A 14,132-nucleotide genomic window follows, 5' to 3' on the forward strand; every position below is an offset into this window, starting at 1 on the left:
CCATGCCACACCTCAAACCCGTAGCGCTCAGCCTGCTGCTCGGCCTGATGTTTACCGGCCAGGTCTCGGCCCATGGCCTGTGGACCGAACAACGTCGCGGCAACATCGAAGTCATCTACGGCCACGGCGCCGAAGACAACGCCTTCAAGGCGCAGAAAATCAGCGGCGCCTGGGCCTATGACATCGGCGGCAAAATGATCCCGGTTACCGTAGAACGCCTGGCCGATCACGCGCGCCTGCAACCGCTCAAATCGCCAGCGGTGCTGGCCGTGGCGCTGGACAATGGCATGTGGTCGCAGACCGCCGACAAAAAGTGGATCAATCAGGGGCGCAGCAAAGTGCCGGGCGCCATCGAGTCGACCCAGACGTTCAAGTACAGCCTGGCGATTTATCAGCCAGGAGCGAAGCTACCTGCACTTGATCAGATCAAACTGCTGATTTTGCCGGAAGTTGATCCGCTGACCGTCGGCCCGGGCAAATCATTGCCGGTGCGGGTGCTGCTCGATGGCAAACCGGCGGCGGGGATCAAGTTGATTGGCGACTATCGCAATGCGCCGAACACCTTGAGTACGGAAACCGATGCTGAAGGCCGGGCGCAGGTGCTGGTGCGCAATGAAGGATTGAATGTGATTGCCGCGCAGGTGGAAATCCCGTTGAAGGACAATCTGGATGTGGCGTCGCGAGGGGTGTTCAGTTCGTTGACGTTCCTCGGTGAACCGCATCACGAGTAAACCGCCACTATCAGACAACACCAAACCCTGTGGGAGCGTGGCTTGTCCGCGATGGGAACACCGCGGTCCAACAAGCTCACCGCGTTATCGTTCTTCGCGGGCAAGCCACGCTCCCACAGGATGACCAGCAGTTCAGAGATCGCCGAGGCCGTCGATCAACGCCTGGTTCTGCTCTGGCGTACCGATGGTGATGCGCAGGAACTGGGCAATCCGTTCCTGCTTGAAGTGCCGGACGATCACGCCTTGCTCGCGCAACTTCGCTGCCAGGCCTGCCGCGTCATGCTGCGGGTGACGGGCGAAGATGAAGTTCGCCGCCGACGGCAACACCTCAAAGCCCTTCTCCTGCATGTGCTTGACCACCCACTCGCGACTCTCGATCACCAACTGACAGGTCTTGTCGAAGTGCTCGCGATCGGCAAACGCCGCCGCCGCACCGACAATCGCCAGGCGATCCAGGGGATAGGAGTTGAAGCTGTTCTTGATCCGCTCCAGCGCCTCGATCAGGTCCGGATGCCCCACCGCCAGGCCCACGCGCAAACCGGCCAGCGAACGCGACTTGGAGAGGGTCTGAGTCACCAGCAGGTTCGGGTAACGGTCGACCAGGCTGATTGCGGTTTCACCGCCGAAATCGACATAGGCTTCGTCGACCACCACCACCGAATCAGGGCTGGCCTTGAGAATTTTCTCGACGGCGTCCAGCGCCAACAGGCAACCGGTCGGGGCGTTCGGGTTGGGGAAAATGATCCCGCCGTTCGGCTTGGCATAATCCGCAACACGAATCTGGAACTGCTCGTCCAGCGGTACCGCGTCGAATGGAATGCCGTACAAGCCGCAATACACCGGATAAAAGCTGTAGCTGATGTCCGGGAACAGCAGCGGTTTATCGTGTTGCAGCAAACCGTGAAAGATGTGCGCCAGGACTTCATCGGAACCATTGCCGAGGAACACCTGATTGCCCTGTACACCGTAATACTCAGCCACTGCCTGCTTGAGCAGGTCGCTGTTGGGGTCCGGGTACAGACGCAGGTTGTCATTCAGTTCGGTTTGCATCGCCGCCAGTGCTTTAGGCGATGGGCCGTAAGGGTTTTCATTGGTGTTGAGCTTGACCAGCTTCGCCAGTTTCGGCTGCTCGCCCGGTACGTATGGCACCAGATCCTTGACGAATGGACTCCAGAATTTGCTCATGCTCAGTTCCCCTGCTTGTCGTCAACGATGCGGTATTCGGCGCTGCGGGCGTGAGCGGTCAGCGACTCGCCACGGGCCAGCACGGAAGCGGTCTTGCCCAGTTCGGAGGCACCCTGCTCGGAGCAGAAGATAATCGACGAACGTTTCTGGAAGTCATACACACCCAGCGGCGAGGAGAAACGCGCGGTGCCGGAAGTCGGCAGCACGTGGTTGGGACCGGCGCAGTAATCGCCCAAAGCCTCGGACGTGTGGCGGCCCATGAAGATTGCGCCGGCGTGGCGGATCTGCGGCAACCAGGCTTGCGGATCGGCCACCGACAGTTCCAGGTGTTCCGGCGCAATGCGGTTGGCCACGTCGATGGCTTGCTGCATGTCGCGAACCTGAATCAGCGCACCACGGCCATTGATCGAGGTGTTGATGATTTCGGCGCGCTCCATGGTCGGCAGCAGTTTGGCGATGCTTGCCGCCACCTGGTCGAGGAACCCGGCGTCGGGGCTGACCAGAATCGCCTGGGCGTCTTCGTCGTGCTCGGCCTGGGAGAACAGGTCCATGGCGATCCAGTCCGGATCGGTCTGGCCGTCGCACACCACAAGGATTTCCGAAGGGCCGGCAATCATGTCGATACCGACCTGGCCGAACACGTGGCGCTTGGCGGTGGCGACATAGATGTTGCCCGGGCCGACGACCTTGTCGACCTTCGGCACGCTTTCGGTGCCATAGGCCAGCGCGGCAACCGCTTGCGCGCCACCGATGGTGAACACCCGGTCGACGCCCGCGATGCACGCCGCCGCCAACACCAGCTCGTTGACTTCACCGCGTGGCGTCGGTACGACCATGACCACCTCGGTCACACCGGCCACCTTGGCCGGAATCGCATTCATCAACACCGAAGACGGGTAAGACGCCTTGCCGCCCGGGACGTACAGACCGGCGCGATCCAGCGGCGTGACTTTCTGGCCCAGCACCGTGCCGTCGGCTTCGGTGTAGCTCCAGGAGTCCTGCTTCTGTTTTTCGTGGTAGCTGCGCACCCGCGCCGCGGCTTTTTCCAGCGCTTCGCGCTGAGGCACGGTGATCCGGGTCAGTGCCAGTTCCAGGCGCTCGCGCGGCAGGATCAGGTCGGCCATCGACGCCACTTGCAGACCGTCGAACTTCTGGGTGAATTCAACCAGCGCCGCGTCGCCGCGTTCACGCACAGCCTTGATGATGTCCAGCACCCGCTGATTGACCGAGTCGTCAGACACACTTTCCCAGCTCAGCAGATGATCCAGATGATGCGCGAAATCCGGGTCAGCAGCGTTGAGTCGGCGAATTGCAGTCGGTGCGGTCATAGCGAGAGCCTCATAGGTTGGCAAAAACTCAGGCGCCCGAAGCTACCATTCGATCCGCTTGGGCACCTGAGAATTCTGGCTATGAGGCGGATAGACGGGCGCGACTCAACGTCGCGCAGGTGAATCAGCCGCGGTGTCGAGACTCCACTGCCTTGCGCAGGGTGTCGATCAACGCCTGGATACGGGCGTGCTGCATTTTCATCGAAGCTTTGTTGACGATCAGCCGGGAGCTGATGGCAGCAATGAAATCCTGTGGCTCCAGGCCGTTGGCCCGCAGCGTGTTGCCGGTATCGACCACGTCGATGATCTTGTCCGCCAGACCGATCAGCGGTGCCAACTCCATCGAGCCATATAGCTTGATGATGTCGACCTGACGACCCTGCTCTGCGTAATAACGCTTGGCGACGTTAACGAACTTGGTGGCGATGCGCAGACGGCCCTTGGGCTCGATTGCGCCGACTTTACCCGCGGTCATCAGCTTGCACTGGGCAATTTGCAGGTCCAGTGGCTCGTACAGGCCCTGGCCGCCGTATTCCATCAGCACATCTTTACCGGCGACGCCCAGGTCAGCAGCACCATGCTCGACGTAGGTCGGCACATCGGTGGCGCGCACGATCAGCAAGCGCACATCGGCCTGGGTCGTGGGGATGATCAGCTTGCGGCTCTTGTCCGGATTCTCGGTCGGCACGATGCCCGCTTCAGCCAGAAGCGGCAGGGTGTCGTCAAGGATGCGGCCCTTGGACAGTGCGATGGTCAACATGGGAAACGTCAGTCCTTATCAAGGTACTCATGCCCGGTCGCAAATGGCGCCGGACACACATCGAGCCGTAACGGGCTCGATCTTAACAAATCAACGGGCACGTCCCTGCGCCCATGAAGCAGAAACTAGCCCGGTACGCGGCGGATTTTCGCGCCGAGCATCTGCAGTTTCTCTTCGATGCACTCGTAACCACGGTCGATGTGGTAGATGCGATCGATCAGCGTGTCGCCTTCGGCGATCAGCGCCGAAATCACCAGGCTGGCCGAAGCCCGCAGGTCGGTGGCCATGACTGGCGCGCCCTTGAGCTTTTCGATGCCGGTGACGATCGCGGTATTACCTTCGACCTGGATGTGAGCGCCCATGCGGTGCAGCTCGTAGACGTGCATGAAGCGGTTTTCGAAGATCGTCTCGATCACAGCGCCAGTGCCTTCGGCAATCGCGTTGAGGGAGATGAACTGCGCTTGCATGTCGGTCGGGAACGCCGGGTACGGAGCGGTACGCACGTTGACGGCTTTCGGCCGCTTGCCGTGCATGTTCAGCTCGATCCAGTCTTCGCCGGTAGTGATTTCGGCGCCCGCTTCCTTGAGTTTTTCCAGAACGGCTTCAAGGATAGTCGGATCGGTGTCCTTGACCTTCACGCGGCCGCCAGTCACGGCAGCTGCCACCAGGTAAGTACCGGTTTCGATACGGTCCGGCATCACTTTGTAAGTGGTCGTGTGCAGACGTTCGACGCCGTCGATGGTGATGGTGTCGGTGCCAGCACCGGAAACCTTCGCGCCCATGGCGTTCAGGAAGTTCGCCAGGTCGACGACTTCAGGCTCACGAGCGGCGTTAGCCAGAACGCTGCGGCCCTTGGCCAGGGCGGCTGCCATCATGATGTTCTCGGTACCGGTCACACTGACGGTATCGAAGAAGAAATGTGCACCGCGCAGGCCGCCTTCTGGCGCCTTGGCCTTGATGTAGCCGCCTTCCACGTCAATGACTGCACCCATGGCTTCAAGGCCACGGATGTGCAGGTCGACCGGACGCGAACCGATGGCGCATCCGCCAGGCAGTGCGACTTCAGCTTCACCGAAACGCGCAACCATCGGGCCCAGAACCAGAATCGACGCACGCATGGTTTTAACCAGTTCGTACGGAGCGATCAGGGTCTTGATGGTCCGCGGGTCGATTTCGACGCTGAGTTTCTCGTCGATCACCGGCTCAATGCCCATGCGACCGAACAGCTCGATCATGGTGGTGATGTCGTGCAGGTGCGGCAGGTTGGCGACGGTAACCGGGCCATCGCACAGCAGCGTTGCAGCCAGAATCGGCAGGGCAGAGTTCTTTGCCCCGGAAATGCGGATTTCGCCATCAAGACGAACACCGCCGGTAATAATCAGTTTATCCATAAGAATCTCGACGCCCTTGGGCTCAGGTGCGCTCGGCCCAGGCCGCGCTGCTGAAAAATTTCATAGTGACCGCATGGATGCTGCCATCGGTGATCCATGGGTTCAAATGGGCATAGATCTGCTGCTGACGCTTGACCGGGCTCAATGCCGCCAGTTCATCGCTAATCACGTTCAGCTGAAAGTTGCAGCCTTCGCCCTCAACTTCTACCTGTACTGATAAAAGAGTTTCGGACAGCTTTCCTTCAAGAAAGCTCTTCACTTCGTTGGCCTGCATGCTCAACCTCAATCGGCGCCCTGTGCGCGCGGGTCGGACATCATACAAAAAAGCCCCGCGCCTGCGAACCCCGCATAGCAGGACTCTGACGGGGGGCTTCTTTATAGATGATAGTTAGGGGTGTGCCAACAGCTCGGTCAATTCGCTGACCTGAGCGATTTCACGCATGTCGTCAGGCAAGGCACGGATGCTCAGCGCCTTGCCCGCCGCTTGCGCGTCACGCATGAAACACAGCAACAACGACAAACCGACGCTGCTGGACTTTTGCACACCCGAGCAATCAACTACCAGGGCTGACGCCGTGCTCGACTTGATCAAGGCCTGGCCCTGCTTGCGCAGGGCCGGCCCGGTACGGTAATCGAGTACGCCGCTGAGCATCAGCTCACCGGCCTCGCCCATGCTGACAGCCGGCTCACTCATTGGGCGGGCTTCTTCTGAGTCGTTTCTGCGTCGGTCTTTTCCTTGGCTTTGGCGACTTCACCGGCCCAACCATTGATGGTCGCGTCCAGGTTATTGCCATTGCGCTGCATCGCGTCGCTGAACTGATCACGGAACAGCTTGCCAATGTTGATGCCGTTGATGATCACGTTACGCAGCTTCCACTCGCCATTGATCTTTTCGAGTGTGTAGGACACAGGATAGATCGCGCCGTTGCTGCCTTTGACCGTCATGCCAACGCTGGTACGGTCTCCCGATTCATCCTTGGCCGCATCAACGGTAATGCCCTGATTGTTGTACTCAAGCAAAGCATTGCCATAGAACTGGAAGAGCCCGCGCTTGAAGTTATCTTCAAAGGTTTTCATTTGCGCAGGTGTGGCATTGCGCGAGTACTTGACCGTCATGATGCTCTTGGAGATGCCCTCGGCATCCACCACGGGCCCGACGATGGTGTTCAAGGCATCGTAGAAACCGTTCGGATCCTGCTTGTACTTCGCTTTATTGGCCGACAGATCGGCGAGCAACCGATTGGTGGTGTCCTGCACGATATCGTGCGCGGACTGCGCAGCCACGGCGTTACCCATGAACGGCAAGACCGCCAGTAATACCAACAGGCCACGTCGCAAGGTTGAGATCATGAAAAAACTCCTTATTTGGCGTCTTTGCTAACGGTATTGAGCAGGAATTTACCGATCAGGTCTTCGAGCACCAGCGACGACTGCGTGTCATGGATGGTCCCGCCATCCTTGAGCAGGGCCTGTTCCCCGCCCACGCTGATACCGATGTATTTCTCACCCAACAGGCCAGCGGTGAGGATAGATGCAGTGGAGTCGGTCGGTAGATTATCTACCCGCTTTTCCAGCTGCATGGTCACTCGTCCGGTGAAGCTGTCGCGATCCAGATCGATTGCCGTGACCTTGCCGATGGTCACACCGGCCATGGTCACTTTTGATCTGACCGTCAAACCGGCGATATTGTCGAAGTACGCATAAAGTTTATAGCTGTCGGTGCTCGAAACAGGGGACAGTCCACTGACCCGCAGGGCAAGCAACACTAAAGCCAGGATGCCAGCCAGCAAGAAAAGGCCGACACCGATTTCCAGGGTGCGGTTTTGCATCAGAAATCTCCAAACATCAAGGCAGTCAAAATAAAGTCCAGGCCGAGGATGGCCAATGAGGCATACACCACGGTTTTGGTGGTGGCACGACTGATCCCTTCCGAAGTGGGCTCACAGTCATAGCCTTGAAATACGGCGATCCAGGTCACGACAAAGGCAAAGACAATGCTTTTAATGATGCCATTGAATACGTCACCGTCGAACGTCACGCTGTTTTGCATGTTCGACCAGTAGGAGCCCTCATACACACCCAACCAGTCGACAGCCACCCAGGAGCCGCCCCAGATACCGACCACACTGAAAATCATCGCCAGCACTGGTAGGGAAATGAAGCCGGCCCACAGACGGGGGGCAATGATGTACTTGAGCGGGTCGACGCCAATCATTTCCAGACTGGACAACTGCTCGGTGGACTTCATGTTGCCGATCTCGGCGGTCAACGCAGAACCGGCACGCCCGGCGAACAGCAATGCGGTCACCACCGGCCCCAGCTCACGCAACAGCGTCAGCGCAACCATCTGCCCGACCGCCTGCTCCGAACCGTAGCTGGACAAAATGTTGAAGCCTTGCAGCGCCAGCACCATCCCGATGAATATCCCGGAGACCACGATGATCACCAGGGACATCACGCCGACCGAGTGCAACTGCTTGACCAGCAAGCCAAATCCGCCGCTGACGCCACCACGCCCCAGCAGGGCGTGAAACAGGAACAGTGATGAACGGCCGAGCACCGCGACGCTGTCGATGCCGGCCTGGCCGAATCGACGAACTCTCTCTATTAGTGAAATCTTGCGCATCAGCGCTTCCCCAGAAGATCTGCGCGGTAATCCGTCGCTGGAAAGTGGAACGGTACCGGCCCGTCTGGATCGCCCTTCATGAATTGGTGAATCCGCGGATTATCGGAGTTCATCAGTTCATCGGGAGTCCCCTGCCCCAACACCTGCCCATCGCCTACAACATACAGGTAGTCGGCAATACTCGCGGTTTCGGCCAGATCATGGGAAACCACGATGCTGGTGATGCCCAAGGCGTCGTTAAGCAGACGGATCAGGCGCACCAGAACGCCCATGGCGATTGGGTCCTGACCGACAAAAGGCTCGTCGTACATCAGAATTTGCGGATCGAGGGCAATCGCCCGTGCCAGCGCGACACGGCGCTTCATGCCGCCGGACAACTCATCGGGCATCAGGTCGATAGCACCGCGCAACCCCACCGCCTGCAATTTGAGCAGGACGATGTCACGGATCATTTCATCCGGAAGTTTGGTATGAACACGCAGCGGAAAGGCAATGTTTTCGAAAACATCGAGGTCCGTGAACAGCGCGCCGCTCTGAAACAGCACGCCCATATGCTTGCGCGCATCGAACAGGTCGCTACGAGACAGCGTGGGCAAATTTTGCCCGTTGACCCACACTTCGCCACTTGAAGGGCGCAACTGTGCGCCCATCAGGCGCAGCAGCGTGGTTTTTCCGCAACCGGAAGGTCCCATGATGCCGGTGACCTTACCGCGCGGAATGCGAATATCGACATTATTGAAAATGCTGCGCGCGCCGCGCTTGAAGGACACTCCCTTCAGCTCGACCGCGTAGGCGTTATCGGCACTCATCTAAACTCCTTGCGATGCAAGCCTCTCACTCGGACGCCGGGCTCCCTGCCGAGAGCACACAACATCCTGGGCAGGCCGAACTGGCGACGAACTATATCACCGCTAATGCAAAGCGCCCAAGGCCGAAGCCCGCGGTGTTCAGCATCAAGACAGGCAAATAGACACAAGTTTCAGCGTTTGCGGGGGTCGCCTGAATAAAGCACGACGAACTAACGTGAGGGATTTGCTCATTACCGCTATAATCGCCGCCTTTTCTCAGGCTATACGATTTCTGACATGAGCCAATCCAGCGACCTGATTCAATCAGCACAACGCACCATCCGCCTCGAGCTTGAAGCCGTAGAAGGCTTGCTGGCCCACATCGACGCAGATTTCGTACGCGCTTGCGAGATGATTCTGGCCAGCAAAGGCCGCGTGGTCGTGGTCGGCATGGGCAAATCCGGGCACATCGGCAACAAGATTGCCGCCACCCTCGCCAGCACCGGCACCACGGCTTTTTTCGTACACCCCGCCGAAGCCAGTCACGGCGACATGGGCATGATCACTCGCGATGACATCATCCTCGCGCTGTCGAACTCCGGCTCCACCAACGAAATCGTCACGCTGCTGCCGCTGATCAAGCGTCTGGGCATCAAACTGATCAGCCTGACCGGCAATCCTGATTCGCCGCTGGCCAAGGCTGCCGAGGTGAACCTCAATGTTCATGTCGAGCACGAAGCGTGCCCGCTGAACCTGGCACCGACCTCCTCCACCACGGCAGCGCTGGTAATGGGTGATGCACTGGCCGTTGCCTTGCTGGAAGCCCGCGGCTTCACTGCCGAAGATTTCGCGTTCTCACACCCGGGCGGCGCTCTGGGTCGCCGTTTGTTGCTGAAAGTCGAAAACGTCATGCATGCCGGCCAGGAGCTGCCGCAAGTAGTACGCGGCACACCACTCAAAGACGCGCTGATGGAAATGACCCGCAAGGGCCTGGGCATGACCGTGGTACTGGAAGCTGACGGCAAACTCGCCGGCATTTTCACCGACGGCGACCTGCGTCGCACTCTGGACCGGACCATCGACATCCATCAAGCCACCATTGACGACGTCATGACCCCGCATGGCAAGACCGCACGCGCCGAGATGCTCGCCGCCGAAGCCCTGAAAATCATGGAAGACCACAAAATCAACGCACTGGTGGTGGTCGACAACGAGGACCGTCCAGTGGGCGCCTTGAACATGCACGACTTGCTGCGCGCGGGAGTAATGTAATGAGCACGGACCTGCTGCAACGCGGCAAAAACATCAAGCTCGCGGTCTTCGACGTCGATGGCGTGCTGACCGACGGCCGCCTGTACTTTCTCGAAGACGGCAGCGAATTCAAGACCTTCAACACGCTCGACGGCCAGGGCATCAAAATGCTGATGGCCTCCGGCGTGACGACCGCCATCATCAGCGGACGCAAGACCCCGGTGGTCGAGCGGCGCGCCAAAAACCTTGGTATTCCTCATCTGTATCAGGGCCGCGAGGACAAACTGGTAGTGCTCGACGAGCTTCTGGCGCAACTGGGCCTAAGCTATGAACAGGTTGCCTACCTGGGCGACGACCTGCCGGATCTGCCGGTGATTCGCCGTGTTGGCCTGGGCATGGCAGTGGCCAACGCCGCCAGCTTCGTCCGCGAAAACGCTCACGGCATCACTCAGGCCCGTGGCGGCGAAGGTGCCGCTCGCGAGTTCTGTGAGCTGATCCTGCGTGCCCAGGGCAACCTTGAAGCGGCTAATGCCGCGTACCTGTGAGCCACTTATGCTGAGCAAGAAAATTCGCAACATAGTGTTTTTCGGGGTCATTGCCGCGTTGCTCGCGGCCGTTGGCTACTGGAACATCAGCCCGGAACGCTTTCTCGACAAGCCGGTAGCGCACGTCGACGAGAGCCAGATCGACTACTACGCCATCAACGCCCACAGCGTGCAGTACCTGCCCGATGGCAAATTGCAATATGACCTGACATCCGACAAGGTCGAGCACGTCAAAGCAACCGACATCACCCTGCTGACCAACCCCGACCTGAACATGTATCGGGGCACCGCGTACCCCTGGCACATCCAGAGCAAGCGTGGCGAGGTCAATTCAGGCGGCACTGAAGTTGAATTGATCGACTCGGTACGTATCGCACGCACGGACGAGCAGAACCGCCCGATGCTGATTACCAGTAGTCGTATGACGGTATTCCCGCAACAGCAATATGCGCAGACCCAGCAAGCCGTTAGAATCGACGGCGCTGGTGGTGTATCGACTGGTAACGGAATGAAAGCGTATTTGAAAGACAGCAGGATACACCTGCTATCGAACGTAAGAGGACAGTATGAGGCTCGTTAAAACTCTCCCTATTTTGCTCAGTCTGGGCGCAGCACTGGGAAGCGTGAGCGCCTGGGCTCTGCCGAACGATAGCCAGCAACCCATTCGCATTCAGGCTGACGATGCTCAGCTGGACGACAAGAATGGCGTGGCCACCTACAAAGGTGACGTGATCATTACCCAGGGCTCGATGATCATCAAAGGCAACACCGTGACCATCACCCGCACCAAGGCCGGCGACATCGATGTCGTGACTTCGGTGGGCAACCTGGCGTATTTCGAGCAGTTGCAAAAGCCGACCGACACGAAACCCGTCCAGGGCTACGGGGTGACTATCCAGTACCATGCCGCGCAAAACCGCATCGTACTGATCGACCGCGCCAAGGTGATCAACGAAGGCAACACCACCGAAGGCGAGAAAATCGTCTACGACACCGTCAAGCAGGTTGCTAACGCAGGCCGCGCTACCGGTGCCTCGGTCACCGCGCCGCGCCCACGGGTCGATATGGTTATCCAGCCGAAAAAGAAAACCGACGAGCAGAAGGCCCAGTAATGGCAACTCTGAAAGCCCAGCATCTGGCCAAGAGCTACAAGAGCCGCCAGGTCGTGCGTGACGTCAGCCTGTCGATCGACAGCGGCCAGATCGTCGGCCTGCTTGGCCCGAACGGTGCCGGCAAGACGACCTGCTTCTACATGATCGTGGGCCTGGTCCAGGCCGATCAGGGTCGCGTACTGATCGACGACCTGGACGTCAGCCACCAGCCAATGCACGGTCGTGCACGAGCGGGTATCGGCTATCTGCCACAAGAAGCGTCGATCTTCCGCAAACTTTCGGTCGCCGACAACATCATGGCCATCCTCGAGACCCGCAAGGAACTCGACAAGGCCGGTCGTCGTAAAGAGCTGGAAAGCCTGTTGCAGGAATTCCACATCAACCACATCCGCGACAACCTCGGCATGAGCCTTTCCGGTGGCGAACGTCGCCGTGTGGAAATCGCTCGCGCCCTGGCCACGGCACCGAAATTCATCCTGCTCGACGAACCTTTCGCCGGCGTGGACCCGATTTCGGTGGGCGACATCAAGCAGATCATTCATCACCTCAAAGCCAAGGGTATCGGCGTGCTGATCACGGACCACAACGTTCGTGAAACCCTGGACATCTGCGAAACCGCCTACATCGTCAACGACGGTCAATTGATCGCCGAAGGCGACGCCGAAACCATCCTGGCCAACGACCTGGTCAAGGAAGTGTATCTGGGCCATGAGTTCCGCCTGTAAGCACTGAGGTGTCTGGTCAGTCGCCGGAGCGCTTGCCCCAATAAAACTATACGTATTTATTGTTACAGCGCTCTAGGCAAACACTTCAGTTTCAGGCATATAATTTGCTTATGTTTGGCGCTCCGGCGCCCTGTAGTGGATGGCGCATGTGCGCCGGCGAATAAGGTGTTAAGCCCCTGCCATGAAACCATCGCTAGTCTTGAGAATGGGCCAGCAGCTGACGATGACACCGCAGCTGCAACAGGCCATCCGCCTGCTCCAATTGTCGACCCTGGACCTGCAACAGGAAATCCAGGAGGCACTGGAGTCCAATCCAATGCTCGAACGCCAGGAAGAAGGCGACGACTTCGATAACGCCGACCCGATGGCGGACAATATCGAGCAGAAACCCAACACCGACATCCAGGAACCCTCCTACCAGGAAACCGCGCCGACGGTAGATAACCTCGAGGAAGGCGACTGGAATGAGCGCATCCCTAACGAACTGCCGGTCGACACCGCCTGGGAAGACGTTTACCAGACCAGCGCCAGCAGCCTGCCGAGCAACGATGACGACGAATGGGACTTCACCACTCGCACTTCCGCCGGCGAAAGCCTGCAGAGTCATCTGCTCTGGCAATTGAACCTGGCGCCGATGTCCGACACCGATCGACTGATCGCGGTGACCCTGATCGATTGCATCAACAATCAGGGCTACCTGGACGAAACCCTCGAGGAAATCCTCGAAGCCTTCGATCCGGAACTGGACATCGAGCTCGACGAGATCGAAGCCGTCCTGCATCGCATCCAGCAATTCGAGCCGGCCGGTATCGGCGCACGCAACCTCAGCGAATGCCTGTCGCTGCAACTGCGTCAATTGCCCGCCAAGACCCCTTGGCTGGCTGAGGCCAAGCGCCTCGTCATCGATTACATCGACCTGCTGGGCAGCCGCGACTACAGCCAACTGATGCGCCGCATGAAGCTCAAGGAAGATGAGCTACGCCAGGTCATCGAACTGGTGCAAAGCCTGAATCCGCGTCCAGGCTCGCAAATCGAGTCCAGTGAAGCCGAGTACGTCGTTCCCGACGTCATCGTGCGCAAAGACAACGAGCGCTGGCTGGTGGAGTTGAACCAGGAGTCGGTTCCGCGCCTGCGCGTCAACCCGCAGTACGCCGGCTTTGTCCGCCGCGCCGACACCAGCGCCGACAACACCTTCATGCGCAATCAGTTGCAGGAAGCGCGCTGGTTCATCAAGAGCCTGCAAAGCCGCAACGAAACCCTGATGAAAGTCGCTACCCAGATCGTCGAGCACCAGCGCGGCTTCCTTGAGTACGGCGATGAGGCCATGAAGCCTTTGGTCCTGCATGACATCGCTGAAGCGGTCGGCATGCACGAGTCGACGATTTCACGGGTGACCACGCAAAAATTCATGCATACCCCACGCGGTATTTATGAACTGAAATACTTTTTCTCCAGCCATGTCAGCACCTCTGAAGGCGGCGAATGCTCGTCCACAGCGATCCGCGCGATCATCAAAAAACTGGTTGCAGCGGAAAATCAGAAAAAGCCGTTGAGTGACAGCAAGATCGCTGGTTTACTGGAGGCACAAGGCATTCAGGTGGCCCGCCGCACCGTCGCCAAGTACCGCGAGTCCCTGGGGATCGCGCCTTCGAGCGAACGCAAGCGGTTGATGTGACGGGCTACGCCATAG

The 14,132-nt window shown here is 58.9% G+C and carries 17 protein-coding genes; 7 read left to right on the forward strand and 10 right to left on the reverse strand.

From position 1 onward, the window contains the following. Positions 1-2: 2 nt before the first annotated feature. Positions 3-731, forward strand: coding sequence for a DUF4198 domain-containing protein (locus tag AC3WK5_RS24575; protein ID WP_103315760.1), 729 nt, complete (start codon positions 3-5; stop codon positions 729-731). A gap of 132 nt (positions 732-863) precedes the next feature. Here the strand turns inward: AC3WK5_RS24575 and hisC are convergent, their stop codons facing one another. The 10 genes from hisC to AC3WK5_RS24625 all read right to left on the reverse strand — a co-directional run bounded on the left by hisC (position 864) and on the right by AC3WK5_RS24625 (position 8,830). Next, positions 864-1,916 carry a histidinol-phosphate transaminase gene (hisC, locus tag AC3WK5_RS24580; protein WP_103315761.1) on the reverse strand — a complete coding sequence of 351 codons (1,053 nt, stop codon included), beginning with the start codon at positions 1,914-1,916 and terminating at the stop codon, positions 864-866. A 2-nt stretch (positions 1,917-1,918) separates the two neighbouring features. Then, positions 1,919-3,244 (reverse strand): histidinol dehydrogenase, encoded by a 1,326-nt coding sequence (gene hisD, locus AC3WK5_RS24585; RefSeq protein WP_054593983.1) that lies wholly within the window; start codon positions 3,242-3,244, stop codon positions 1,919-1,921. Between the two features lie 124 nt (positions 3,245-3,368). After that, positions 3,369-4,004: an ATP phosphoribosyltransferase gene (gene hisG, locus AC3WK5_RS24590; protein ID WP_095144983.1), complete on the reverse strand. Its 636-nt coding sequence runs from the start codon at positions 4,002-4,004 to the stop codon at positions 3,369-3,371. Positions 4,005-4,129: 125 nt separating this feature from the next. Continuing rightward, positions 4,130-5,395, reverse strand: a complete 1,266-nt coding sequence (gene murA, locus AC3WK5_RS24595; RefSeq protein ID WP_054593984.1) for a UDP-N-acetylglucosamine 1-carboxyvinyltransferase — start codon at positions 5,393-5,395, stop codon at positions 4,130-4,132. A 22-nt stretch (positions 5,396-5,417) separates the two neighbouring features. After that, on the reverse strand, positions 5,418-5,669 hold the full coding sequence (locus tag AC3WK5_RS24600; protein ID WP_019691904.1) for a BolA family protein: 252 nt from the start codon (positions 5,667-5,669) through the stop codon (positions 5,418-5,420). A 114-nt stretch (positions 5,670-5,783) separates the two neighbouring features. Further along, positions 5,784-6,089 carry an STAS domain-containing protein gene (locus tag AC3WK5_RS24605; protein ID WP_103315762.1) on the reverse strand — a complete coding sequence of 102 codons (306 nt, stop codon included), beginning with the start codon at positions 6,087-6,089 and terminating at the stop codon, positions 5,784-5,786. After that, complete coding sequence (locus tag AC3WK5_RS24610) at positions 6,086-6,745, reverse strand: MlaC/ttg2D family ABC transporter substrate-binding protein (RefSeq protein WP_054593986.1); 660 nt, start codon at positions 6,743-6,745, stop codon at positions 6,086-6,088. The genes AC3WK5_RS24605 and AC3WK5_RS24610 overlap by 4 nt, the downstream gene beginning before the upstream one ends. An 11-nt stretch (positions 6,746-6,756) precedes the next feature. Next, positions 6,757-7,224 carry an outer membrane lipid asymmetry maintenance protein MlaD gene (gene mlaD / locus AC3WK5_RS24615; RefSeq protein ID WP_054593987.1) on the reverse strand — a complete coding sequence of 156 codons (468 nt, stop codon included), beginning with the start codon at positions 7,222-7,224 and terminating at the stop codon, positions 6,757-6,759. Then, positions 7,224-8,021, reverse strand: a complete 798-nt coding sequence (gene mlaE / locus AC3WK5_RS24620) for a lipid asymmetry maintenance ABC transporter permease subunit MlaE (protein ID WP_054593988.1) — start codon at positions 8,019-8,021, stop codon at positions 7,224-7,226. The genes mlaD and mlaE overlap by 1 nt, the downstream gene beginning before the upstream one ends. Continuing rightward, the gene (locus tag AC3WK5_RS24625; RefSeq protein ID WP_054593989.1) at positions 8,021-8,830 is read right to left on the reverse strand and encodes an ATP-binding cassette domain-containing protein; all 810 of its coding nucleotides are present in this window, start codon (positions 8,828-8,830) and stop codon (positions 8,021-8,023) included. The genes mlaE and AC3WK5_RS24625 overlap by 1 nt, the downstream gene beginning before the upstream one ends. A 276-nt stretch (positions 8,831-9,106) precedes the next feature. Between AC3WK5_RS24625 and AC3WK5_RS24630 the strand changes: the two genes are divergently transcribed. From AC3WK5_RS24630 to AC3WK5_RS24655, 6 genes are all read left to right on the forward strand, one after another. Further along, complete coding sequence (locus tag AC3WK5_RS24630; protein ID WP_054593990.1) at positions 9,107-10,081, forward strand: KpsF/GutQ family sugar-phosphate isomerase; 975 nt, start codon at positions 9,107-9,109, stop codon at positions 10,079-10,081. Beyond that, complete coding sequence (locus AC3WK5_RS24635; RefSeq protein WP_054593991.1) at positions 10,081-10,605, forward strand: KdsC family phosphatase; 525 nt, start codon at positions 10,081-10,083, stop codon at positions 10,603-10,605. The genes AC3WK5_RS24630 and AC3WK5_RS24635 overlap by 1 nt, the downstream gene beginning before the upstream one ends. A 7-nt stretch (positions 10,606-10,612) precedes the next feature. Then, complete coding sequence (gene lptC / locus AC3WK5_RS24640) at positions 10,613-11,185, forward strand: LPS export ABC transporter periplasmic protein LptC (RefSeq protein ID WP_103315763.1); 573 nt, start codon at positions 10,613-10,615, stop codon at positions 11,183-11,185. After that, entirely contained in the window at positions 11,172-11,717 is a 546-nt protein-coding gene (lptA, locus tag AC3WK5_RS24645; RefSeq protein WP_019691896.1) for a lipopolysaccharide transport periplasmic protein LptA, read from the forward strand. Before lptC ends, lptA begins: the two co-directional genes overlap by 14 nt. After that, on the forward strand, positions 11,717-12,442 hold the full coding sequence (gene lptB, locus AC3WK5_RS24650) for an LPS export ABC transporter ATP-binding protein (protein ID WP_019691895.1): 726 nt from the start codon (positions 11,717-11,719) through the stop codon (positions 12,440-12,442). Before lptA ends, lptB begins: the two co-directional genes overlap by 1 nt. Positions 12,443-12,623: 181 nt before the next feature. Continuing rightward, the gene (locus AC3WK5_RS24655) at positions 12,624-14,117 is read left to right on the forward strand and encodes an RNA polymerase factor sigma-54 (RefSeq protein ID WP_103315765.1); all 1,494 of its coding nucleotides are present in this window, start codon (positions 12,624-12,626) and stop codon (positions 14,115-14,117) included. The last annotated feature ends 15 nt before the right edge of the window (positions 14,118-14,132 follow it).

The sequence above is a fragment of the Pseudomonas sp. FW306-02-D09B genome, from assembly GCF_058782685.1.

Coding starts and splice junctions, on each gene's coding strand:
- hisC (WP_103315761.1), bottom strand. CDS start 1,916: ATGAGCAAATTCTGGAGTCCATTCGTCAAGGATCTGGTGCCATACGTA.
- lptB (WP_019691895.1), top strand. CDS start 11,717: ATGGCAACTCTGAAAGCCCAGCATCTGGCCAAGAGCTACAAGAGCCGC.
- AC3WK5_RS24605 (WP_103315762.1), bottom strand. CDS start 6,089: ATGAGTGAGCCGGCTGTCAGCATGGGCGAGGCCGGTGAGCTGATGCTC.
- murA (WP_054593984.1), bottom strand. CDS start 5,395: ATGGATAAACTGATTATTACCGGCGGTGTTCGTCTTGATGGCGAAATC.
- AC3WK5_RS24625 (WP_054593989.1), bottom strand. CDS start 8,830: ATGAGTGCCGATAACGCCTACGCGGTCGAGCTGAAGGGAGTGTCCTTC.
- AC3WK5_RS24600 (WP_019691904.1), bottom strand. CDS start 5,669: ATGCAGGCCAACGAAGTGAAGAGCTTTCTTGAAGGAAAGCTGTCCGAA.
- lptC (WP_103315763.1), top strand. CDS start 10,613: ATGCTGAGCAAGAAAATTCGCAACATAGTGTTTTTCGGGGTCATTGCC.
- mlaD (WP_054593987.1), bottom strand. CDS start 7,224: ATGCAAAACCGCACCCTGGAAATCGGTGTCGGCCTTTTCTTGCTGGCT.
- AC3WK5_RS24630 (WP_054593990.1), top strand. CDS start 9,107: ATGAGCCAATCCAGCGACCTGATTCAATCAGCACAACGCACCATCCGC.
- hisD (WP_054593983.1), bottom strand. CDS start 3,244: ATGACCGCACCGACTGCAATTCGCCGACTCAACGCTGCTGACCCGGAT.
- AC3WK5_RS24635 (WP_054593991.1), top strand. CDS start 10,081: ATGAGCACGGACCTGCTGCAACGCGGCAAAAACATCAAGCTCGCGGTC.
- mlaE (WP_054593988.1), bottom strand. CDS start 8,021: ATGCGCAAGATTTCACTAATAGAGAGAGTTCGTCGATTCGGCCAGGCC.
- hisG (WP_095144983.1), bottom strand. CDS start 4,004: ATGTTGACCATCGCACTGTCCAAGGGCCGCATCCTTGACGACACCCTG.
- AC3WK5_RS24610 (WP_054593986.1), bottom strand. CDS start 6,745: ATGATCTCAACCTTGCGACGTGGCCTGTTGGTATTACTGGCGGTCTTG.
- AC3WK5_RS24655 (WP_103315765.1), top strand. CDS start 12,624: ATGAAACCATCGCTAGTCTTGAGAATGGGCCAGCAGCTGACGATGACA.
- lptA (WP_019691896.1), top strand. CDS start 11,172: ATGAGGCTCGTTAAAACTCTCCCTATTTTGCTCAGTCTGGGCGCAGCA.
- AC3WK5_RS24575 (WP_103315760.1), top strand. CDS start 3: ATGCCACACCTCAAACCCGTAGCGCTCAGCCTGCTGCTCGGCCTGATG.